22 protein-coding genes and 2 pseudogenes are annotated in these 20,724 nt (G+C 39.9%); 11 read left to right on the top strand and 13 right to left on the bottom strand.

Annotated features, from left to right (window positions below; genetic code table 11):
• Positions 1–336: 336 nt before the first annotated feature.
• Entirely contained in the window at positions 337–489 is a 153-nt protein-coding gene (locus tag M1K46_RS03425) for a hypothetical protein (RefSeq protein ID WP_256224898.1), read from the top strand.
• Between the two features lie 182 nt (positions 490–671).
• Here M1K46_RS03425 and M1K46_RS03420 read toward each other — a convergent pair whose 3' ends face one another.
• Positions 672–1,514, bottom strand: coding sequence for a hypothetical protein (locus tag M1K46_RS03420; RefSeq protein ID WP_256224897.1), 843 nt, complete (start codon positions 1,512–1,514; stop codon positions 672–674).
• A 252-nt stretch (positions 1,515–1,766) separates the two neighbouring features.
• Here M1K46_RS03420 and M1K46_RS03415 point away from each other — a divergent pair, with 252 nt between their 5' ends.
• From M1K46_RS03415 to M1K46_RS03400, 4 genes are all read left to right on the top strand, one after another.
• Positions 1,767–2,525 carry a hypothetical protein gene (locus M1K46_RS03415; RefSeq protein WP_256224896.1) on the top strand — a complete coding sequence of 253 codons (759 nt, stop codon included), beginning with the start codon at positions 1,767–1,769 and terminating at the stop codon, positions 2,523–2,525.
• Between the two features lie 340 nt (positions 2,526–2,865).
• Positions 2,866–3,237 (top strand): hypothetical protein, encoded by a 372-nt coding sequence (locus M1K46_RS03410; RefSeq protein WP_256224895.1) that lies wholly within the window; start codon positions 2,866–2,868, stop codon positions 3,235–3,237.
• Positions 3,238–3,252: 15 nt separating this feature from the next.
• Positions 3,253–4,347, top strand: a complete 1,095-nt coding sequence (locus tag M1K46_RS03405) for a DNA/RNA non-specific endonuclease (protein ID WP_256224894.1) — start codon at positions 3,253–3,255, stop codon at positions 4,345–4,347.
• Between the two features lie 11 nt (positions 4,348–4,358).
• Positions 4,359–4,814: a DUF600 domain-containing protein gene (locus tag M1K46_RS03400; RefSeq protein ID WP_256224893.1), complete on the top strand. Its 456-nt coding sequence runs from the start codon at positions 4,359–4,361 to the stop codon at positions 4,812–4,814.
• A gap of 324 nt (positions 4,815–5,138) precedes the next feature.
• On the opposite strand, the gene M1K46_RS03395 is transcribed toward M1K46_RS03400, so the two are convergent.
• Positions 5,139–5,345 carry a hypothetical protein gene (locus tag M1K46_RS03395; protein WP_256224892.1) on the bottom strand — a complete coding sequence of 69 codons (207 nt, stop codon included), beginning with the start codon at positions 5,343–5,345 and terminating at the stop codon, positions 5,139–5,141.
• Between the two features lie 201 nt (positions 5,346–5,546).
• Between M1K46_RS03395 and M1K46_RS03390 the strand changes: the two genes are divergently transcribed.
• Complete coding sequence (locus M1K46_RS03390) at positions 5,547–6,728, top strand: phospholipase D family protein (RefSeq protein ID WP_256224891.1); 1,182 nt, start codon at positions 5,547–5,549, stop codon at positions 6,726–6,728.
• Positions 6,729–7,198: 470 nt separating this feature from the next.
• Here the strand turns inward: M1K46_RS03390 and M1K46_RS03385 are convergent, their stop codons facing one another.
• The 6 genes from M1K46_RS03385 to M1K46_RS03360 form a co-directional block, all read right to left on the bottom strand.
• Complete coding sequence (locus M1K46_RS03385; protein ID WP_256224890.1) at positions 7,199–7,438, bottom strand: hypothetical protein; 240 nt, start codon at positions 7,436–7,438, stop codon at positions 7,199–7,201.
• 174 nt (positions 7,439–7,612) lie between these two features.
• Positions 7,613–8,254: a hypothetical protein gene (locus M1K46_RS03380; protein WP_256224889.1), complete on the bottom strand. Its 642-nt coding sequence runs from the start codon at positions 8,252–8,254 to the stop codon at positions 7,613–7,615.
• An 88-nt stretch (positions 8,255–8,342) separates the two neighbouring features.
• The gene (locus tag M1K46_RS03375; RefSeq protein ID WP_256224887.1) at positions 8,343–9,407 is read right to left on the bottom strand and encodes a sensor histidine kinase; all 1,065 of its coding nucleotides are present in this window, start codon (positions 9,405–9,407) and stop codon (positions 8,343–8,345) included.
• 4 nt (positions 9,408–9,411) lie between these two features.
• Entirely contained in the window at positions 9,412–10,122 is a 711-nt protein-coding gene (locus tag M1K46_RS03370; RefSeq protein ID WP_256224886.1) for a response regulator transcription factor, read from the bottom strand.
• A 51-nt stretch (positions 10,123–10,173) separates the two neighbouring features.
• On the bottom strand, positions 10,174–10,812 hold the full coding sequence (locus M1K46_RS03365) for a DUF3995 domain-containing protein (protein WP_256224884.1): 639 nt from the start codon (positions 10,810–10,812) through the stop codon (positions 10,174–10,176).
• Complete coding sequence (locus M1K46_RS03360) at positions 10,813–11,355, bottom strand: hypothetical protein (RefSeq protein WP_256224882.1); 543 nt, start codon at positions 11,353–11,355, stop codon at positions 10,813–10,815.
• 887 nt (positions 11,356–12,242) lie between these two features.
• Here M1K46_RS03360 and M1K46_RS03355 point away from each other — a divergent pair.
• The gene (locus tag M1K46_RS03355; RefSeq protein ID WP_256224881.1) at positions 12,243–12,683 is read left to right on the top strand and encodes an Hsp20/alpha crystallin family protein; all 441 of its coding nucleotides are present in this window, start codon (positions 12,243–12,245) and stop codon (positions 12,681–12,683) included.
• Between the two features lie 620 nt (positions 12,684–13,303).
• Here M1K46_RS03355 and M1K46_RS03345 read toward each other — a convergent pair.
• Positions 13,304–13,477, bottom strand: coding sequence for a hypothetical protein (locus M1K46_RS03345; protein ID WP_256224879.1), 174 nt, complete (start codon positions 13,475–13,477; stop codon positions 13,304–13,306).
• Between the two features lie 305 nt (positions 13,478–13,782).
• Here M1K46_RS03345 and mobV point away from each other — a divergent pair, with 305 nt between their 5' ends.
• Entirely contained in the window at positions 13,783–14,391 is a 609-nt protein-coding gene (mobV, locus tag M1K46_RS03340; protein ID WP_256224878.1) for a MobV family relaxase, read from the top strand.
• A gap of 182 nt (positions 14,392–14,573) precedes the next feature.
• Here mobV and M1K46_RS03335 read toward each other — a convergent pair whose 3' ends face one another.
• Together M1K46_RS03335 and M1K46_RS03330 are read right to left on the bottom strand one after the other, a co-directional pair.
• The gene (locus M1K46_RS03335) at positions 14,574–14,924 is read right to left on the bottom strand and encodes a hypothetical protein (RefSeq protein WP_256224877.1); all 351 of its coding nucleotides are present in this window, start codon (positions 14,922–14,924) and stop codon (positions 14,574–14,576) included.
• 737 nt (positions 14,925–15,661) lie between these two features.
• Positions 15,662–15,988, bottom strand: a pseudogene (locus M1K46_RS03330) (ATP-binding protein); the annotation flags it as partial.
• 112 nt (positions 15,989–16,100) lie between these two features.
• Between M1K46_RS03330 and M1K46_RS03325 the strand changes: the two are divergent.
• From M1K46_RS03325 to M1K46_RS03315, 3 genes and pseudogenes are all read left to right on the top strand, one after another.
• Complete coding sequence (locus tag M1K46_RS03325) at positions 16,101–17,042, top strand: hypothetical protein (RefSeq protein WP_256224876.1); 942 nt, start codon at positions 16,101–16,103, stop codon at positions 17,040–17,042.
• Positions 17,043–17,276: 234 nt separating this feature from the next.
• Entirely contained in the window at positions 17,277–18,194 is a 918-nt protein-coding gene (locus tag M1K46_RS03320; RefSeq protein WP_256224875.1) for a VOC family protein, read from the top strand.
• Positions 18,195–18,665: 471 nt separating this feature from the next.
• Positions 18,666–18,836: pseudogene (locus M1K46_RS03315) on the top strand (SMI1/KNR4 family protein); the annotation flags it as partial.
• A gap of 213 nt (positions 18,837–19,049) precedes the next feature.
• On the opposite strand, the gene M1K46_RS03310 reads toward M1K46_RS03315, so the two are convergent.
• Positions 19,050–19,586, bottom strand: coding sequence for a DinB family protein (locus tag M1K46_RS03310; protein WP_256224874.1), 537 nt, complete (start codon positions 19,584–19,586; stop codon positions 19,050–19,052).
• A gap of 76 nt (positions 19,587–19,662) precedes the next feature.
• Positions 19,663–20,586 carry an ArsR/SmtB family transcription factor gene (locus M1K46_RS03305; RefSeq protein ID WP_256224873.1) on the bottom strand — a complete coding sequence of 308 codons (924 nt, stop codon included), beginning with the start codon at positions 20,584–20,586 and terminating at the stop codon, positions 19,663–19,665.
• Positions 20,587–20,724 lie beyond the last annotated feature (138 nt).

Raw genomic sequence — 20,724 nt, 5'->3', positions numbered from 1 at the left:
CCGTAGTCATCTTCTAGCTGATTAAAAGGTCCTTCTATAAACTGTCTAATATCTTGGTGATAGTTCACTAGGGCAAAAAGTAAGTAAGACAGGGTACGGTTCTCGCGCTTCCATATGTTTATGTTTTAAATTAACATTATTGAATTTTATTCCAATATATACATAAATAAGGTAAAATTGAATGGGGAATAAAAAAAAACTAGGATTTGATTTGGTATTTAAGACATTAATTAAAAACTATAATGTATTAGCTTCACTGTAAATACGGCTAAGAAGAAATTAAAGCATCAAGTTGTCACAATATATAAGAAAAATTGTATAAAAAGGAGAATGGTTATGGCTAGAAAAACGAGAAGTGATTGTACAGTAGGCACGTTTGAAAAAAAACATGGCCTACCTGCTGGCACGATAAGAAACTCTAATGGAAGAGATACTAGAAGTGATAAGAAAATAGGCACAATTAGAAAAGAAGCTGAATTAAAAAAATAACGAGTTAGGAAGCACGGGCCGGTTCTTGCGCTTCCTTTTTTGTTTTATCAGAGTTAAGTTGGTTTTTAATAGTAGTATAAAAATTTCTTGTCAACATAGAGAGTAACTAGGCTTATTAGCTTGAGTTCCTATCGTTTATATCGGTAAGAATTGTTATATGTAAATAGGTTACCTAAATAAATTCACCCCTCATGGCCAGCATTCAACCAATCATAAGTGTGAACCTCGGCATAGCGCTCTCTACTGCGCTCAACAGTCAGGATCCCATAAAGAACACCATAAAAATATTGCGGGAACGTTGATTTGATCTTTCGTAGCTTGTACTGGTAAACCGTGATCTTAAAGGCTTGAATCACAACTGGAACCAATATCTCCAGTGGTCGTTCCATCTGCAGTTTTTTATAGACGATCCTCGCCTTCTGCCAAAGTGAACAGATCTCTGCAGCGGTTGTGAAGAAGGGTGTGACCGCCTGAATAAAGTCCCTCGGTATGTAATCAGGAAGATAAGAATAATCCAATGTTGGCGAATACGCGGGCTGCTTACGTAGGATTTTGGTTTTTATTTTTTCTTTTGTTTCTATGTTTTTAGTTTCCGATGCCGGAATGTCGGGATTTTTCATAGAACTGCAAGTTGTTTCGGGGCTTTGCCGGTCCGTCAATTTTTCCTGGATCAGTCTGTCAAAACGATGGAACACAAAAATGTTGTGGGCATATCCGCCCTTGTTCCGGATGGTGTGGTGAATGGATATGATCCCAAACTTTCTTGCTTTGCGAAGCATGCGTTCAACCGTGGAACGGGAAATACCGCCTTTTTCATGACAGGCAGAAACAAGCGTACCGATTCTTGCATTGCATACGCCGATAACTTTGACACTATATCGTGTGAGCTGGTTAAAGGCGATCAACTCCCCCTTCGTAAACTTCTCCCCATGTACCTCCAAGAATCGTTTGTTTGATTCATTGAACTCCTTCACAGTTTGAAACTCACTCAACTCTTTAAAATTCGTAACCTTTCCAGGCACCATGTGGCTCTTCCTCTCTATAAAAAGCTCTTCACTCTTTAAATAGAGAAAAGAGGGGAAAAGGAGGCATCACTTTGTAAATTTTTGACCACGATTAAACGAATCTGCTATAAGCGCAGCTATTTAGCGGTTTTTTCCTTTTTTTGTGTCAATCGCTATAAAATATCTCTTATACTTATAAGGTGAGAAAAAAGAAAAAGGAATGCAACAACACTTACAATAATCCACTCTAAATAATACGGAGGTAACTTAATAATGAGCATTGCTACATACTCTAAATTTCAACAATATAAATCCATGATCCACTCTTCCCCTACTCTTCCATCTGAAGAATTTCTTAAAAGCGAAGAATTTTTAGTGGAGCGGGACGAAAAGAAAGGGCTCGATATCTATTATGCTCCATTCGAACACGTGAATGAAAAGGCTAAAGTAGTTATTGTTGGCATAACCCCTGGCCTGTTTCAAATGATGAAATCCTATCAGACGGTATACAATGCCAAAGACAGCGGATTATCTGATGAAGAGATCCTACAGCAAGTGAAGAATAATTCTAGCTTCGAAGGAACAATGAGAAAAAACCTGGTGTCAATGTTGGACCAGCTTAATCTTCACACGTACTTAAACCTCTCTTCTACACTCGAGTTATTCAGTACTGCGAATCATTTGGTTCACACCACCTCCGTGATTGCCTATCCTGTATTTTACAAGGGTAAAAACTACAGCGGCTCGACTCCGAGCATAGTAAAGACTCCTTTGCTCAATCACTATGTTCGGAACTGCTTTGTTTCAGAGCTTAACTCCCTTGAGCCGTCACTCATCATTCCTTTGGGGGTTAATGTGGGAAATGCAATCAACCAATTAGTTGATCGGCAGGTCCTTGATAAACACACCTTGCTTTCTGGCTTCCCTCATCCTTCTGGCGGGAATGGACATCGTGTAAAACAATTTGAAGCTCATAAAGAAAAAATGCGATCTGATCTTCAGCAGCACTTTAGCTCGCTCGTTACGCTCTAAATGATTTAAACACTCAATAAGGCTCTTGTTGAGTGTTTTTTGGTGTTTACCGTAATCTTGGTAAAAGGACATATCCTACACTTATTAATAGAGAAAATGTCGGGCCAATAATCGCATTTAAGAATAATAGAAGAATCAAGAGATTATTTAATAGATGAAGAGGTTTTTTTATTTGGAGTACTTTGGACGTTGCGTGTGTCAAAAGCCCTAGTTAACGATAGGAAGGTTGGTAAAAAGGATAGAGTTAAAGGTTTAACAGAATAAGGTAAAATATTATGGTGACTAACTTTTATAGGGATTTGTACGGTGAGGATCTAAGGACGAAAGGAGGATTCCTGCAATGCTTGGTTTTATGGACGGTGTACGTGTACAAAGGCAGTTTGAAAATATCAATCGGGATATACAGCAAATTAAAGAGGTACAGCAAGGGCTTCTTACCTTGCAAAAAGAGACAAATACGCTCTCGCAAAATATTGCGCGTGATGTGACACAGGAAACGCGAGAAGACCACTGGAAGGGAAAGAAGCAACAGGAATATAAGGAAATGTATGAGTCGTTGAACCAGACCTTCTCAAGTTTTAAAGGAGACATTGGGCAGCAAGTTTATTACATGGATGAGTGGATCTCTTATTTGGAGGGCGAACGGTCCAGGTTAATGGTGCTCCTCCAAGAAATTAAAGAAGCACTGAAGAAGCAGGAATCAACCAAATAAGGCAGGAGGGACTTCATGGAAATCAAAATAGAACCTAATCGGCTGGCGAACCTGTCCAAACGGATGCTGGAGCATCAAAACCGGGCGAAGAATCTTCAGTATAGTTTGGAAAGAGAAACTGGAAAAATCAGTTCTATTCTTGGTCAATCTGAATTTCCGCCGCCGTTTTCAGGACAACTTTCCGCCACGAATGATAGTATAAAGGAAACGAGCAAAACGGTTGTACGTACCCTCGAATACCAGGCGGCCTGGCTGTCTTATTTTGCCCACAAGGCCTCTGGTGCCGACAACGTTCCGCTCTCGCTCACTCAGGCCACGGCCATCCTTGCAAAGTACGATGACCGGTTTAAGGATTCTGGCAAAACAGACGGCATTGACGCAGGCAAGCTGGCAAAAGACGCTGCCGGAGAATTAACAGGAGTATACGATGCCCAGCGAGCATTAACAGGAATTGATCCCGCGACCGGAGAAAGAGTATCCGGATGGGGTAGAGTTCTTGCCAGCGGGATGTTTGTGTTTGGTCTTACCCCTCTCGGAAAGGGAGTAAAGGCATTCAAGCTAGTGAGAACGGCTGATAAAGTGATAGGGGTGGCGAAGGAAGGGCAGGCTGCGAGAAGGGTTATCAGGTCCACGGATGTTGTTAAGGGTGCGGATAATATAATTAGAGATGGAAGCCATATTGGTAAAAATGGTATATTAAAACCGAATCTAAGATACCAAACTGGTGAATATGATTATCATTACAAAACAGATCAACTGGGAAGACTTAATGACTTTAAAGCAGAGGATTTAAAATTAACAGAACGTAATAGTAGATTGCCACATAAAACTAATACACCTGGTAAAAAGCCTGGAGACCACGCAGGGCACTTAGCTGCAGACAGGTTTGGAGGATCTTCGGATTTAGATAACCTTGTGTCCCAATCAAGTAGTGTGAATTTGAGTAAGTATAAAAAGCTAGAGAACCAATGGGCTGCAGCTATAAAAGAAGGAAAAAAGGTTTCTGTAAATGTAAAAGTAAATTATGATGAAGCTGGTTTAAGGCCGGCGAGTTTTGAAATAAAATATGTTATCGATGGTGTTATGAAGAAAAGGGTTCTGAAAAATTAGAGGTGAAAATAATGAGTAAATTATTTGAAGATTATTTATCTGAACTTCAGACAGACATGGTAGCTATCTGTTTAGAGTACGTTGAAAATAAGGCTGAAGACATCTATATCTATTGTTCATATGAACCGGAAATGTATGCATTTGACGTATTTTATAGAATTAATGGTCAAGTTGTACTTAAAAACAATGTAAATACTGCAATTAATGAAGACGATACTTCTTATGATACATCAGAAGAAAGACAAGAAGCAGTTTTAGATATTGGGCTTAAAGATTTAGAAGAAATACATGCTAAGTGTAAAGAATATGGAAGAGATATGCCGACTGAAATAAAAATGCATTATAATGTACAGCAAAACAGTCTAAAAGCACAGTATAAATATGATTTGATCTATTCAGAAGACGAAGAGTTATTACCTGATGATATCTTTGATTTTTGGTTCGAAGAAATAAAAAAGAGTAGCTGAAAATTAACCTTGAATGGCATTGTGCTTTTCAAGGTTTTCTTATGTTAAATATTTGATAAGAACTATGAGTGGATAAAAACTTTTTAGAATCCTTTACTCTTTAATTAACCCCATTTTTTTGGAAACCTTCACCTTTCTTTGCCATCCTTGCCAACCAACATAAATACCAAGCAGCATGAACATCCCAATATGGGTTAATGCTGATTTTAAAAGGTGTTTGTCTTGAAAGTCGTCCGAAAAAATCCCGGTAACGTAGCCGACAAATACACCCCACGAAATAATTCCATACATGATAATATAATGGGCCTTTCCTTTCTCCCTTTGTTAATTAAACCATTTTCGCACCTGGTTTTCTGAAGAAATATTGCTTTCTATAAAACATAAAATGCCCACGCCTAACCAAATCAAAGCAGCTAAAATCCTCAACAGAGCGGGTAAAATTCCCTCATGAGTGACAACCGATTTATAATCAAATAGTGCAGCAAAGCCCAATGATAAGAAACCGAGTAAGATATTCACGGTTTTACGCATACATTTCACCTTCCTCTAGTGCCTCTTTTCCATCATTTCTTTATACAAACCTACTATGTTTTTTGTCTTTCCATTTGAAGAAGGGGAGTATATTTTTATTATATAAAATTTTCCAATAAAATGGAGTAATATATAATTGAACTAAATAACAAATAATGCTTATTGTTTATTAACATTATTTGATTTTGGGAGTGAGAAACAATGGCAGTTACCCTAATAACAGAAGATTTATTTGATCAGTTTAATGAACTGTTAGATACAACCGAAAAAGAAATAAACATAATATCTCCTTTTATTGGAAGGAAAACGTCATTACAACTGGCAAAATGGTTAACAATCAACAAAGGAATAAATTGTAATTTAATAACACGTTTCTATCGAGAAGAATTTATTGAAAATGTTAGCAGTTTATCTGGAATAGAAGTACTAATGAATGCTGGTGTGAACATTTATGCATTAGTTGACTTACATACTAAGCTATATGTATTTGATAATCATTCAGCAATAATTGGTTCAGCAAATTTCACTCAGGGTGGCTTTGTTTCAAATCATGAATTGTGCATATTACTTAATAATGAAAGAGAAATTGCCGAGCGTTCTAACAAATACTTTTATGATTTATTAGGTAGAATTATAGATATTGGAGAGGGCAAGGTTACCCAAGAATGGATAGAAACAGAAATAGAAATGGCTCGAAAAACTGCTCCTTTTAGAAAAGCAAAAAATACTACTTACACTAATGTCTTTAAAAGAGGGGCAGTACTTCCAAAGTTAAAAAAAGTAGATTTATTTGAAGAAATACTTGAAAACACTCCCACAAACAATATAGATTCGAATTCTTCCGCATGGTTCAAGTTTGAAGGTACGGGAGAAGATCGTATACCAAATTATATGAACTATCGAGAGATGAAAGGTGTAAGAAAAAGAGATTTAAATCAAACATTTTTTCCTAGAAGGCCAAGTGGTATAGAAAAGGGAGATATATTATTTTTAACCATAGTTAGTATGGATGATAAAGATGTCCCAACACCAATGATTGTAGGGTATGCAGAAACGGAAGGGTATATTGCTCAGAACATAGCGAATGCTAACGAGATAAAGGAAACTCCTTGGAAAGACCGTTTTCCTTATTTTGTTGAGTTTACGAGAGGGAAAGCTATAAATGCACCCATTAAGCGTGGTATAAGACTAATAGACTTATACAATAGTTTAGGAAAGGATACGTATCCTTCCCTTCAACAGAAGTCAGATATCAGTTTAAAAAACTTGCATACTATGCATTTTAGAAGATCTCACATAAGGATTACTCATGATGCAAAGAATCATCTCAAAAGTGAACTTGATAAGTTATTTGTTAAATATGGATCGATTGACTTGGGTTAGTGGGAATTTTAAAAGATGATCTCAGTTATCTGATATGCTCCCCTTAAGGTAAAACAGATTTTTTATTTAATCTGTCTACCTTAAGGGGAGCATTTTTTTATCTTTATTTAATTTGGGGGCAAAGACTTCCATTCATTAATTGTATTTATGTGAGAGAAACCAAATTTTGCTCCCCAACTATGAGTACTGTTTACAGAAATAATATTATTTGATTTTAATATTGGTCCACCACTCATTCCACCAGTTACATAAGAAGAGTGAATAATTGCGTTAGACTGTACATCTGTTATTTTCCCATAAGTTTTATATAGGTAGTAGTAACCGGTGGTTGCAAATTTGGAAATTACACCTACTAAGAAAGCCAAAACACTGACTATCGATTTGGATAAAGAGTAACTCTTTTGTTCTAATTTAACAAAGGAATGAATAAAAAACCAATGCCCACGCGCATTGGTTTTCTTATTTCTAATCTATACTTGTACAGGCAGCAAGGAAGCATAAATCGAACGAATCTCATCATCTTTAAAATGGTCAGGGCTAAAAAGGGGAAGATTTAGTTTTTCTCTATCCTCCAAATCATCACGGAAATAGCGGATTACTTCGTCTTTAAATCGGGCTTTTAATCTTTCTTCATCATCTCCCATGACATCCGTGAGAGTTCGTAAAAGCTCTTTCACCTGCAGGAACAATGGCCAATGCCAGAGGAACACGTTTGCCAGCCAATAAGGGAGAGGGAACGTCTCACCCCACGGCTTGATTAGTCCATGTGTAAGAATGGCACCGACAATCGATACCAGTGCAATGCCCCCTCCAGCCCATACCGCACCTGAATCCTGTAAACTTTGAAATAGTTCCTTTTCAGTTCCCAGCGGAATGCCTAGCAGTCATGCAATGCGGGTAATATCATAATAAGCGGGGGCAAGGATCGCCACAAGAGTCACCCATCTTCCCCAACGCATCGCAGTGCTTGTAGGCCTGCCGCTGCTCGAATTGTTCTTGCCCCCGCAATATTTGCAAGCATCTCTGGAATGGCGCTGGAAGGCCAAAGCCGCTGCTGCCCATAGGAAACCGCCTGTGAGACAAATCAACTGGTGTACCACCGGCCAAGTGATGAAATCGAAATAATGCAATGATTTTCCAAAAAGTGACCCAATCAAGCTTATAGGAGCGTAAGCGACCGCAATGAGTATGCGTGCGTCTGGAATAAAGAAGCAGAGAATCGCAGCTGCACTCCAAGCGTAAAAGCTCAGCAGAATTCGCATAAACCCTCGAACTTTGAACTTATACAGACAGAGCACGATTACGCCCAAAAAACAAAGACTAGCGATGCTTACGCCTCCAGCAATGGGGCCGTTCGATAAGCCTAAAGGATAACCTGGTCCCTCAAGCGACCAATACATCCCTAAAATGCCGTAGACGCACGTCCAAACGATCGCTGCGCATCTTACCCATTCCGGCCAGCGCCTCAACCAATTCAATGCGGAAGGCTTTGATTTATTTATTTCTGGATGGAATAGGGTATTCATATCATCACAGCTCCTTATACATTATTTTCTTTAGTATAAGGAGCTCAGGTAAGCAGGGGGTAAACGGATGACAAACATCCCCCTAACATTACGGCATCATCAGCTTGATAGAAAGACAAGTTCCTTCGTTCGGCTTGCTGATGATCGTCAACTCTCCGTTATGAGCTTCAATCAGCTGCTGGGCAATGAATAGTCCCAGGCCCGAACGTTCAGAGGTGGTTAGGGCTGAATTGCTTTTTATAAGCGTTTTGCTGAATCCAATCCCATTGTCTTCTATCCTGATCTCCATGACCCGGTCTTGAAGCTGCGAAACATGAACCGCAATCCTGGTGCCCTTAGGATTGTGCACGACGGCATTGACGAGCAAATTTCGAATAGCACGCGTCAGCAATTTCTGATCGCAGAAAACACGAATTTGGTCAGGCTTCGAATTCATGATGAAAACGTAATCGGCTGCCCAAGGGGCACTGCTGACATCTGCAACAGTTCTGCGCACGAGTTCAATGATATCTGCTTCCTTGGATTTAAGAGGAATTTCTCCCTCAATCGTTTCATTAAGGTCCTGTACCAGCTCTTGGAGATGAGCTGCTTTTTGCTGAATCAAAGATAGAAATTCCCTCTGTTCCTCTTTACTCCACCGATACTCGGCATTGATCAGCATCGTCGAATAACCGGATATATAGGTTAAAGGTGTTTTTAAATCGTGTGAAATCCCTTGAATCCATTCCCGTTTTGCTCTTTCAGAATTCTGAAGATCCTTTTCATTTTTTTGCAGTGTGTTACCAAGCAGCCTTAAATGCTCGAACAATTCCTTGTAGACCGAATACGGCATTTTTAATTTTTCTTTTTCGCGGGAGTGGATTTCGTGCCATCGTAAGGGGTCATCATATTGACCGCTTGCGAGGCGTCTGATCCAAACAACGATAAAATAAACGGGCTTTCCAAGATACCAGCCTATTAGAAGCAAGGTAAGAAGAAAAAGGACGGCGCACAAGATAACCGCATAGATTTCATAAGTTCCTGAACTTTTGCCATCCGTGATCATTTGCGGCCAAAATAACCATGCCGTTACGATAACAATCACTTGAATGCAGACAAACAAGAAAAAGAAAGCCAGAAGCAGCTGCAACGCTATACGAAGCATAAAGTTCATTGGCCTACTTCCCCGAGGATGGAACGAACTTGTACCCAATTCCTCTCAAAGTAACAATGAGTTTAGGATGGGATGGATCGTCCTCCAGTTTCTTTCTGAGTCTCGAGATATGGATGACTACCGTTTTCTCATCTCCTTGCACCATGGTGCCCCACACTTGCTCATATAATTGCTGCGCTGTAAAAACTCGGTTCGGATGTTTGCAAAAATAGAGCAGCAGTTCAAACTCTTTGGCCGGACAAGAAATAACAACATTATTGACGATAAGCTGCCCTGTGGTCCGGTTAGCCGTAAAAGTATCATATCGGTAGATCTCTTCAGTGCTTGAATCGTGTGATGCGTATAAAGAACTCCGTCTCAAATGCGCCTGTATACGTGCGACTACTTCCATCGGATTGAACGGTTTCGTTACATAATCATCACCACCTAAATATAGGCCCTGGAGTTTATCCAAATCACTGGAGCGGGCGGTAAGGAACAGAATAGGAGTACTTATCGTCTTGCGCATTTCCCTGCACAAAGAAAATCCGTCCATATCCGGAAGCATGACATCAAGCACTATCATTTCAAAGCATTTCGTTCGTACAGCAGTGAGCGCCTCAGCGGCAGATCCAGCTTTTGTTATATGGGAATACCCTTCATTGCGAAGTAGGCTGTCCAGCATATTCAGAATGCCCGCTTCGTCATCAACCAGCAATATCGATTCGTTCCGCAAATTATCGATCCCCTTTGAACATGAAGAAAAATAGGCCTCTGCCCTGTTTAACTAGAATAATACCATAATAGCCCATACAAACAACGCCGTTAAGAGAATAACAAAGCTTATAAAAAAGATGGCGATTCGTCTTATTACGGAGCGCGGCATAGAGGAGGCTTGCGCATAATGAAAGGCCGCCATACCGGCAAGAACGCCTATGACGATAAACCACGGCTCGTAAAACAACATATCCCACAAAATAAGACGGTGAACGTCGACGACCTCCCATCCCTGAAAATGAATGGTCATCATGCCCGCCAAATCGAGCGCTTTGGTGATGAACCCGCTGACGCCGTGCGCCACTGCGAATGCGCTGCCGAGGAGTGCAGGCACGAACAGAATGCCGGGCCGGACCCTCCGCCCTCCTATCCACGGCATCGACGCTGGAACGACCTTGCCCCAAGGCTTGACGAGCGCCAGCATGACAAAGCCGGCGAACAGGACTACGACACCTGCGACGTAACTTGCCATGTAGAACGTTTCCGGCTTCTCAAGCCGGCCAGGCAATCCGATCGTCCCGCCCGCAGCTTGATAAAATCTAACAAAAACCGCATATATCAACGCCCAAAGGAACCCGACATAACCCGGCCATGCCGGAATCGCTCTCTGTGCCCAAGCCTGCTGACGGTCTGCCGTCGTATTCATCATTCAATCAACCTCCTTCAAGTTATTCGCCTTGCTCGCCGCAATTCTTGCGGAACGGCTCGTTCGAATGCCGTAAGATAGAGCGGCCATGCTGATCGTTACTCCCCACGTAAGGAAGCCTCCATATACCGGAAGCAGCACCCATGGACTGAATTCCGGATTATCGGAAAAATCAACGGCGCCGACGATCAGCCAATAGAAAGTCACGAGACCGATGCCAATAAAAAATAAGCCGCCTAAACAGGACGGGATGAGCAATAGCCAGCGCGAAACCTTCCGCCCCCAATCCCGGACCAAGGCAAGCGCCAGCAAAGAGGCAATCAGCGCCAATAGAGCGGTAATGTCGATGCCGCAGGCATACAGAAATTTGCTGACGGGATCGGCTTCGGCGTTCATGGAGGCATGAAGCTCCGCGATGCCTTTACCGGAAGCGAGAAGGACGACTCCATTCGCCCAAAGCGTCTTTAAAATCGCATACGGAACGAGCGCCGCGGCTGCGGTATTGCCCCATTTTTTCGATAAAAGCCAGGGCCTCCTTCTGTTCATAGCAACCCTCCTTCCTGAACCGTCGTTACAGCTATTTTAGAAAACTCAAGTAAACAGAAGGTTGCCGGCCGATCAATTTCATCTTAACTTTTCGAAATATGGTTAGTAAGCGTGACTCGGTCCAGTGTCGTTCAGTTGAGCGGCGCGCATGAGCGAGAGCATGAAATCCATGAGAAAAAGAGCCGGTGCGCCACTTGAACAAGTAGCTTCCGGCTCTTATTTGTTTCATTGCGCTCGCTTGGCGGCTTGTTAGTTGCAGTTACTCCCAGTACGGAGTGCCAGAGAATAAGAATGGTTCTTCGCTGATATAATGCTTAAATTCTCTGCTATATATTCGGCAATAAGCAGTTGGAATAATTTTCTGGACATCTAGTTAGAGCTTCGTATAAAAATCGAATAGGTACTACCAATCGTCCCTCTCTAATTTCTCCATCAATAGTCCAATGAGGCATTTTTCTTCTTATCTCCATATGGAGGAAATTATAAGGAAGGCACGATATATGAACTGTTTACAGAAATCCTTTGGAAAGCTGGAATTTCCCATAGTGGAAGAGGACCGAGACTCCATGATTTAAGACATTCATTTGCCGTCCACTGTTAAAAAATGGGTCTTAAATGAAGATGATCCATTATTCGGTGACAGTTCAATTTTCCGAGGGGTTGTTTTTTAAAAGTAAAATATACAAAAAGTATCCAATTATATCTTAAACATAAAAATATCTAGATAGCTATAATTTTTGACTTGGTTTACTACATAAAAAGGATAATTTTGGAAAAATCGATTTCTATGTGCTAAGGAATCGATTTTTTTTATTTAAAGAGCGAATAATATTTTGGCTAATAACAAAAAATATTGCTGTTCAAAATAATTTAGGAGTGTGAAAGAGATGTCATTAATACCTTATGAGCCATTTAGACAATTATCTAATATGAGAAGAGATTTTGAGCGAATTTTTGCTGAATCCCCTTTTGATTTAGGAGCTGAAGGCGGGCACTTTGGAAACATACGAGTAGATATACATGAAACAGATAGTGAGGTAGTGGCAACTTGTGATATTCCTGGATTGGAGAAAAAAGAAGATATAAATATACATATTGAGAAGAATATATTAAGCATTAGTGGATCAATGAATAAAACACATGAAGTTAAGCAAGAGAATATGCATAGGAAAGAGAGATATAGCGGCAGCTTTCACAGAGCTATAACGCTTCCAGCTTCAGTGTCTAACGAAGGTGTAAAGGCTACTTACAAAAATGGTGTTCTTGAAATAACAATGCCAAAAACAGCTCAAAATAATACCAAGAAAATAGATGTGGAATTTCATTAAAAATGACAAATTATTATCTGTTATGAAAGAGTTTAACAGGAACTACCTTCAAGAAATTGCTGAAGTGCAACCTGATTTGGTAAATTTACTAATTTTAAGTTGTCACCTGCCACAGCAAAAAAAGAAAATGATTTTAAAACAATTGACAATGTATATTAAAGATCATATCAGCAGATTTGATAACAAAGTTGTTAGTTAGTGCATTACTTCTATTTGAGGTAATGCTTTTTCTTTGTTGATATAGGGCCCTTTTTTCGCTAAGATAATGTCCACTAATGCTTATTTCGTGATTTGGTTCCATTGCTACACAAACCCCAATTGTAAGTAAAGATTGAAGATAGTTTACATAATGGTAGTTCCCGGAACCCAGCCAGCAAAAAAAAACCTGAATTTGGCCAAATCAGCCGAAATTCAAGGTTTTGCGTTGTGCTAAAGAGAGGGAACACTTTGTACCCGATGCAGATATTATCTCGGCGAAAAAGACAGCTGTTGCGCGCTTAGCAAAACAAAAATCAAAAAGCCTTCAAACCTTTTTAAATCTATGTTGAAGGCTTTTTTTAAAATGTAACATAATGTGATTGTGTTACACTTTTGGGCTTGTTAACTTAGAATCAAGAGAGTTACACGATGCCTGTACACTCGCAATTGTTCCCGTCATCGTCGCAGCAACAAACTTCCCAGTTGCCATTCGTACCCAATTCAAAGCAGGTATCACGGGGCTGGGGTTCTTTATCCTGATTATTTTTCTTTTTCGGATCTTGTTCACGAGAGTCATTGTTGTTTAGTGTATTCACATATATTTCCCCCATTCTTTATTATGTCTGCGATACCGTAAGCGATTCTGTACGAATAAAAACAGACAATATTAGGGTAACCTGTTAAAGAGCAAAATAGATATTCCTATTTTTGGGTTCGATGTTGGTGTTCGTGCAATTATGTGTTATAAAAATCAAATGGAAGAATTGTACAAATTAAAAAATACAAATACGTACCGGTTTACCGGAACGCACGTGTACTATTTAAGGATAGCGAGAATAATAAAAAGAAGGTTACATGTGACTGTTGTCCATGATAAGCGCACTGTAGGGAGCATTTAGGAATGGACAACCTCTCAATCCCAGACCCTCTTGGTAATGAACAAACGACCGTTTGTTCCTGCCAACCGGAGAGGACGACCAGAAAAATCCGGATAGACGCGGGCATGTTGTATTCGTTCCTGATCACGTTAGACAAGCCGTTCTTTGATTCCTTGACAGCTGACGAGGAAAAGCGATTTTTCAAAGAAAGCCTGGCATTCTTTCAAGACCGGTATGGTACAGAAAACATCGTGTATGCGACGGTGCACAAAGACGAGAAAACCCCTCATATGCATGTCGGCATGATCCCCATCACCGAAGACGGCCGGCTGGCCGCCAAATCGTTTTTTGGCAAGAAGACCGAACTGAAACAAGTGCAGGATCAATTCCACCATCACCTCACTCGGGCCTGGTTTTCACTGGAACGGGGCCTCTCCAGCGACCGGAAGCATATCGAGACGGCCCGGTTCAAAGCCCAGACCACACGAGATGAAATTCAAGCCTTAGAATCGACCTTAACCGACAAACAGCACCAAAAAAGGGAATTGGAAACCACCATTCAAGAAATCGAGGAACGCTTGCGACCTGGAAGGCGATTTAAAACACGTTTCGGAACACGGACAACACCCTAAAAAACGAAAACAGCAAACTAAAGACCATGCTCAATAAAGTTCAACAATTCTTTAAGGAGCATGATCTCTTTTCAAAATTTGATGAATTTTTACAGCGTTTCTCAAAAGAAAAAGATCAAAAAATTGATCTTGATCGTTAACGGTTAAAGATCCTAGCCCAGAAACCTTTCTTATCACAGTGGCTACTCGCGGCCATGGCTTTTTTTTTGCTCTAAAAATTGCATCATAGATTCCATTAGTCGTTCATCCCGTTGCTTCAGCGTTTCTTCTACAAACCGCTTTTGTTCCACAACTTGTTTTCGAAGCTCCGTAATCTCTTCTTTTTGATCAGCCATAATCTGCATAGCATTCCCCATCTGCTCCATGGCTGTCTGAAGCTGCAGCGCATATTGATTAAGCTCATTATTTGACTGCTGTTGCGCTACTGCGATTGCTGCGGTTTCTTCGTTAACCTCAATATTCCTAGAAAAATCAAGGCTTAATCCGTTCTCAATCTCCGTTGCGGTTAAATCCTTCGCAATGAACCGCAACACTTCCACAGTTTCTGGACGATAACGTTTTTTCGTCCTTCGCCATTTCTTCAAGGGTTAACAATTTATTCATTGTAAAGCCTCCAGATCTTATCTGTTTCTACAAGTCTTCGCTAATTCCTATAGGATTCTGCTGTTGCGATTCACTGCTTATATATTGCGGTTTACTTCTTAACCCAGTAATAGCAAGGGTTCCAGTTACTGCGTTTATCTTGCGGTTAATACAATGGCTTCGCCAGGTCTCCACCAATTCCAATGAAAAAGTTCAAATTATCGCTTAAAAATTTAAATTCCCTCTTGTTTCAGAGGAAATTTAATGGCTGAATGGTGGGGGGATTTGGAAATGGCTGGAGGCAGACTTTTTCCCTTCTCACGCTCATTAAGTGATATCTAACAAGCATGAAAAGGGGGGAAGCTGCACGTTTTATGTATGTGTGTACTGAATGTAGGGTCAATTTGGGATCCGTATGTATGACCCTTCTTTAGCTTTCGATTATCCATCGTCCAGGGCTTTCTACATACAAAATCGCCCCTGTATGCGTATTCTCCCCTGGATCCCTGTGCCGAAGCACAACGATTACCACCCGAACCGTTTGCTTTCGTTGGAGTGCCAAAAAATCTTAGGAATTCCCTTTAAGAAGAGAGAAAAAAAGACAGTTGAATTTCTTCCACAGGAATGCCTGAAGTATATATTGGAAGTTCCTTTCCGTAAAAAATGGCTGGTTTTTTTAATGGTTATTTTACATCGGTTGCTCTTGTAAGAGGGATTGTTCCTGTAACCACTTTTCTGTTTCTTTCATTCGGTAAGAAGCTCCAATCATGTTGACAATGTAAGCCTGGTGAGTCAACCGGTCAATCATCGCAGCGGTCATGACGGGATCTTGAAATATCTCTCCCCATCTTTCAAAGGACAGGTTGGTAGTAATAATCGTTGATTTTTGATGCGCCCGCAAAGAGAGATGGGTAAATAATAATTCTGCCCCTTCTTTACCAAAAGAGATATACCCCAACTCATCGGCGATGACTAAGTCATATTTCTCATACCGATTCTGAAAAACACGAAGTGTTAACTTTTTGAACTATCGAGGCAGTTAAAGGAATTATTAACCATTTTAACGAATTGTTTAGTAAAATATCAGGCATTGATGTAGATGTGATAGGAAGAGGAGAGATTTTATAGTGAATAAAATTTCTAAAAGTAAGTTTAAAAAAACAAAAACATTCATAACTTCAAAAGGTCGAGAATTAGAACTTGCTCGGTTTGAATTTTCATTTGGAAATGGCAGCAAGGAAAATGTTATGACACAGCTAAAAACTTACCAAAACGAGGACGGTGGCTTTGGAAATGGTATAGAGCCTGATTTTTGGTTGCCGAATTCATCTCCAATGGCTACATGGGCAGCAGGACAAATTTTGATGGAAATAGGTGCAGATGCAAATGAACCAATGGTTAAGTCGATGATTTCTTATTTGATAAATACAAATGATATTGAAACAGGAATGTGGAATTCTGTACTACCTGAGAATAATGATTATCCACACGCACCTTGGTGGCATTGGCAAGAAGGTGTTCAGGAAAATTGGATGTTTAATCCTAGTGTAGAACTTGCTGCGTTTCTTGTGCATTGGTCTTCCGAGCAAAGCAAAGCTGGGGAAATAGGTTGGATTTCAATAGGAAAAGCAATAAATCATTTAATGAATAAGACTGAAATGGACAGGCATGAAATCAACAACTATCTGCAATTAATTAAAATAATAAAACCTAATGAATCCACTTTTAACACTAAACTTCAATATTCATTGAATAGCGTTTCTAAAAAAATTATGGTGCTAGCCGAGCAATGCGCGGATAAGGATATTTCTACTTGGACAAAAGGCTATAAAGCTCTTCCTTTAGATTTTATTGATAATCCCAAACACCCTCTTTGTGAAAGGTTTGGTCCATTAGTTGAACAAAATCTAGATCTTTATGTTGAACAAATGTCTGAAGAAGGTATTTGGGACATTTCTTGGAGTTGGGGGAGTTATCCAGAAGAATTTGAAGTTGCAAGAAGATATTGGAAAGGGATTCTTGCCGTTAATAGATATAAGCATCTAAAGGCGTTTGGCTATTTGGAATAGAAGCTCTATGCCTTTAAGTTGTAGTATTGTAAGACTATCGGTTTAGTGCAAAAAGTGAAAGCAGGTTCCTCAGCCCTTAATGATATTGCTAATCTTCCGTAATCGGGCACTTATATGTAATAAGCGGCTGCGTATTTTTTGCGGAAATAAGATGGAGTTGAACGCCTGATTTTGAAATAATTGGTATTAAGCAAACTTGGCCAAAATTTCTAGAAAATACAAGGAGGAATAACTATGATAAAAACAAATCAAAAAATCGTTCCGCATTTATGGTTTGACAAGGAGGCAAAAGAAGCAGCTGAGTTTTACGCTTCCGTATTCCCGGACTCAAAAATTACGAATGTAACAACACTCCACGACACACCTTCAGGCGACTCCGATTTGGTCTCTTTTAAGTGTTGGGGGCAGAAGTTCAAGGCAATCAGCGCAGGGCCTTTGTTCAAGTTCAATCCGTCGGTGTCTTTCATCGTTAATTTTTACCCATCGCGAGAAGTAGAGGCAAGAGAAAAAATAAATGAGGTTTGGAACAAATTGTCCGAAGGTGGCACAGTTTTAATGCAGCTTGATAAGTATCCGTTCAGTGAAAGGTATGGCTGGGTTCAAGATAAGTATGGTTTGTCTTGGCAGTTAATCTTTACCAATCCAGAAGGTGAAGAGCGGCCTACGATAGTGCCGTCGTTTTTGTTTGTCGGTGATAAATGCGGTAAAGCGGAAGAGGCGATTAATTTTTATTTATCAGTATTTAAGAACTCAAAGCAGGGACTTATTGCCCACTACCCTAAGGGCATGGAACCTGACAAAGAAGGAACAATCATGTTCACTGATTTCATGCTTGAAAATCAGTGGTTTGCCGCAATGGACAGCGCGCGAGAGCATAAATTCAGTTTTAACGAGGCAATCTCATTTATGGTGTATTGCGACACACAAGAAGAGATTGATTACTACTGGGAAAAGCTCTCTGCAGTTCCTGAAGCCGAGCAATGCGGCTGGCTGAAAGATAAGTATGGCGTGTCCTGGCAGATTGTGCCGAGTGAGATGGACGAGATGATAAGCAAGAGCACACCGGAGCAAATTGCACACGTAACGCAGGAATTTCTTAAAATGAAGAAATTTGATCTTGCGGAATTACAGAAAGCATATAAGGGACGATGAGAATATAGCCCCCTACTTGATCCTAAGGACACATTTAATAGCCCTTCTCCAAATGAGAGCTAAAGTTCAATAAATGTAAGCTGTCTTTAACAGTCTTTGATCTTTAACAATCGGGCGCCGATCGACTGACAGGTTATGGGGTTTGAAGTACAGGTAGATTCGGCAGAACGAAGGCTGAAGCCATTCTTTAAGAAAAGGTATGCCAACGGATATGCCGCACGGCTGAAAAACTAGACATAAAATCAATCTTAGCAACTGTGGCGGTTTTTTTTCTTCTTTTTACATTTAAAAATGAAACTTGATGAACTAGATAAACGTCTACGTTTTGAGGATCGATTAGAGGAACGCTTGTGATGAGAAGAGGAGCTTCTTTTTCTAGATCTTTTTGGCATGTGTCTTCCCTCCTTAAAAGAACAGAAAATATAGTAAGTTACTTATTCGGGTTTATAACAAAAAGGCATACTTATTCAGACAGGGAGATATAGAAATTTAGGAATGAATAAGAGCCTGGTCGTTATTGAAGATAGTGGGGAATACGCTTATTGTTTAGATACAACTCATATGAGAAATAATGAATGCCCGGTAATAGTGTGGAATAGACAAGGGGGGCTTGATGACGACAATACAGCAAAGAACTTTTAAATATTTCTATTTCTGAGGTTATTAGATGCGAAAGAAGCATGGGAAGAAGATCTTTAAGAGAGGGTTATTATGGACAAACAATATGATTTCATATACGAGTTTAAAGATGTTTTATATGGGATTTTTTACCAATATATTAACTCCCCTGAAGAGGCTTTAGATTACGAGCGCAATCCAATGCTTTAGAATTCCGCCCTAAAGCGTATACACAAATTATTCTCGCTCCTTTGGCCAAGAGCCTTGTTGTTTACGAATTAATACAATTTGTCCGATGTGGTACACATTGTGCAAGATTTGACGAGCCAGACCCCCAACAAGTTCCTCATCCAGCTGACTGTCATTCACTTGTGCCAGTGATTTACGCAAGTTTTCACAAATTAGGTGTGTTTCTGCCAAGGCTGCCTTCCATTTTTCAGAATCTGCTGGATCTCCGCTATCCCCAAAGGTATTCTCTGCCAAGATTGCCTGCCATTTAGAATTTGGTGGTTCTCCAATATCTCCAAATGTAGCTTTGTTATCAGATGCCTCTTTTTTAGACGTTGTATCATTGATTTTTCTAACAAGCAGGGCGTTGTAATAATTCAGATGGTTCACAGTTTGCCAAATTGTATTCCCTCCTCCAGGAGGTTGCCAGCTTGCATCTGTGGAATTTAAACCCTCAAGAGCAGATTCTAAAGGTAAAAACCAGGTCTCAGTATCCCAACTAAAGTCAAATTCCATGCGAAAAATATCCATCAGTTCTAGGTTCATTTGCTTTCTCCCTTCACCTCAAGTTATTTTAATATTTAATATTCAGATATCATTTTTATTTAACAGAGCCTTTCAATTAAGAATAAATCACCCTCATTAAAATATCCTGTGGATAATCACCTAATTGATTTCCAAACAGGTTGATCCCCCCAATGTTCGGAGCATCTGATTTAATACCAATCCTGAAATTCAGATGTTTTTGTTTATCGACAAGTATATCATTTAACGTAGTATTAGAAACCTGTATTTCATCTAAATAGCTTCCATCCTCGGTAATTTTCCATGATTTTAAAAGACCATACTGAGTGTGCCCCTCTGTCGGAAACCACACAGGGTTTAAATTCCCTTTCCTTTCACCAAAATCACCGGGACATGTCCACGTACAAATTTCTTGATCATTGATCCATATCGTAATATCTGAAAGCCAATTATGGTCATAGTGAGGTGCCTCTGAACAGAGTTCCATTGAAAATTGAACAGATTGAATTTTTGCATTGGACGGTAGTTGCAATGGGAATCGATAGTCGATATACCCCTTGCGAAACCAGATCAGTTGAGCATTCATTCTTTCTGGATGGTAAAATAATACAGGTTCATCCAAGGGATCCAGTACCCCATTCTTCGTAATGATTCCGCAGGTTGGCGAAATATTAGCATCAAAGTAATGACCAATCGGCATTTCCAGTTGATACATATTTTCTTTATTGCCATAACCCAGATCCATCCTTAAATCCATATGGATATCTTCAAAAACCCGCGAACAAACCTTCATTGTCCCCCTCGTTGCAGGAAGCAGTTCAGTATAAATGATCCCAGCAGTCTCTAAGACCCGTATGTTTAAAGCAATTGTAGAAACTGGCAGATTTAATTGTTCTGCAATTTCATTGATGTTCATTTTTTTCGCATTTAGTAATTTTAGAATATCGATTCTTACCTTTGAAGAGAGCGCGTGAGCTACCTTAATCAAAGCGTCTGATTCATCAATTGTGAGTTCTAGCAAGAAAATGCAACCCCTATCTTATTTTTATGAGGAGAACGTATGGTTTCATAATAAAGGAATATCTGGAAATGTAAAAAGATATTGACTTATCAAAATGAAAGCGTTATCTTAACAATTAATACAACAATACTGTTTCAA

Origin of the sequence: Fictibacillus sp. WQ 8-8, assembly GCF_024494405.1 — a bacterium.
Taxonomy (GTDB): domain Bacteria; phylum Bacillota; class Bacilli; order Bacillales; family Fictibacillaceae; genus Fictibacillus_C; species Fictibacillus_C marinisediminis.
This window is presented reverse-complemented; position numbering and strand designations above follow the sequence as displayed.

Excerpts from the sequence above, each read along its gene's own strand:
- M1K46_RS03425 (WP_256224898.1), top strand. The coding sequence starts at position 337 with ATGGCTAGAAAAACGAGAAGTGATTGTACAGTAGGCACGTTTGAAAAA.
- M1K46_RS03420 (WP_256224897.1), bottom strand. The coding sequence starts at position 1,514 with ATGGTGCCTGGAAAGGTTACGAATTTTAAAGAGTTGAGTGAGTTTCAA.
- M1K46_RS03415 (WP_256224896.1), top strand. The coding sequence starts at position 1,767 with ATGAGCATTGCTACATACTCTAAATTTCAACAATATAAATCCATGATC.
- M1K46_RS03410 (WP_256224895.1), top strand. The coding sequence starts at position 2,866 with ATGCTTGGTTTTATGGACGGTGTACGTGTACAAAGGCAGTTTGAAAAT.
- M1K46_RS03405 (WP_256224894.1), top strand. The coding sequence starts at position 3,253 with ATGGAAATCAAAATAGAACCTAATCGGCTGGCGAACCTGTCCAAACGG.
- M1K46_RS03400 (WP_256224893.1), top strand. The coding sequence starts at position 4,359 with ATGAGTAAATTATTTGAAGATTATTTATCTGAACTTCAGACAGACATG.
- M1K46_RS03395 (WP_256224892.1), bottom strand. The coding sequence starts at position 5,345 with ATGCGTAAAACCGTGAATATCTTACTCGGTTTCTTATCATTGGGCTTT.
- M1K46_RS03390 (WP_256224891.1), top strand. The coding sequence starts at position 5,547 with ATGGCAGTTACCCTAATAACAGAAGATTTATTTGATCAGTTTAATGAA.
- M1K46_RS03380 (WP_256224889.1), bottom strand. The coding sequence starts at position 8,254 with ATGAATACCCTATTCCATCCAGAAATAAATAAATCAAAGCCTTCCGCA.
- M1K46_RS03375 (WP_256224887.1), bottom strand. The coding sequence starts at position 9,407 with ATGAACTTTATGCTTCGTATAGCGTTGCAGCTGCTTCTGGCTTTCTTT.
- M1K46_RS03365 (WP_256224884.1), bottom strand. The coding sequence starts at position 10,812 with ATGATGAATACGACGGCAGACCGTCAGCAGGCTTGGGCACAGAGAGCG.
- M1K46_RS03360 (WP_256224882.1), bottom strand. The coding sequence starts at position 11,355 with ATGAACAGAAGGAGGCCCTGGCTTTTATCGAAAAAATGGGGCAATACC.
- M1K46_RS03355 (WP_256224881.1), top strand. The coding sequence starts at position 12,243 with ATGTCATTAATACCTTATGAGCCATTTAGACAATTATCTAATATGAGA.
- mobV (WP_256224878.1), top strand. The coding sequence starts at position 13,783 with ATGGACAACCTCTCAATCCCAGACCCTCTTGGTAATGAACAAACGACC.
- M1K46_RS03320 (WP_256224875.1), top strand. The coding sequence starts at position 17,277 with ATGATAAAAACAAATCAAAAAATCGTTCCGCATTTATGGTTTGACAAG.
- M1K46_RS03310 (WP_256224874.1), bottom strand. The coding sequence starts at position 19,586 with ATGAACCTAGAACTGATGGATATTTTTCGCATGGAATTTGACTTTAGT.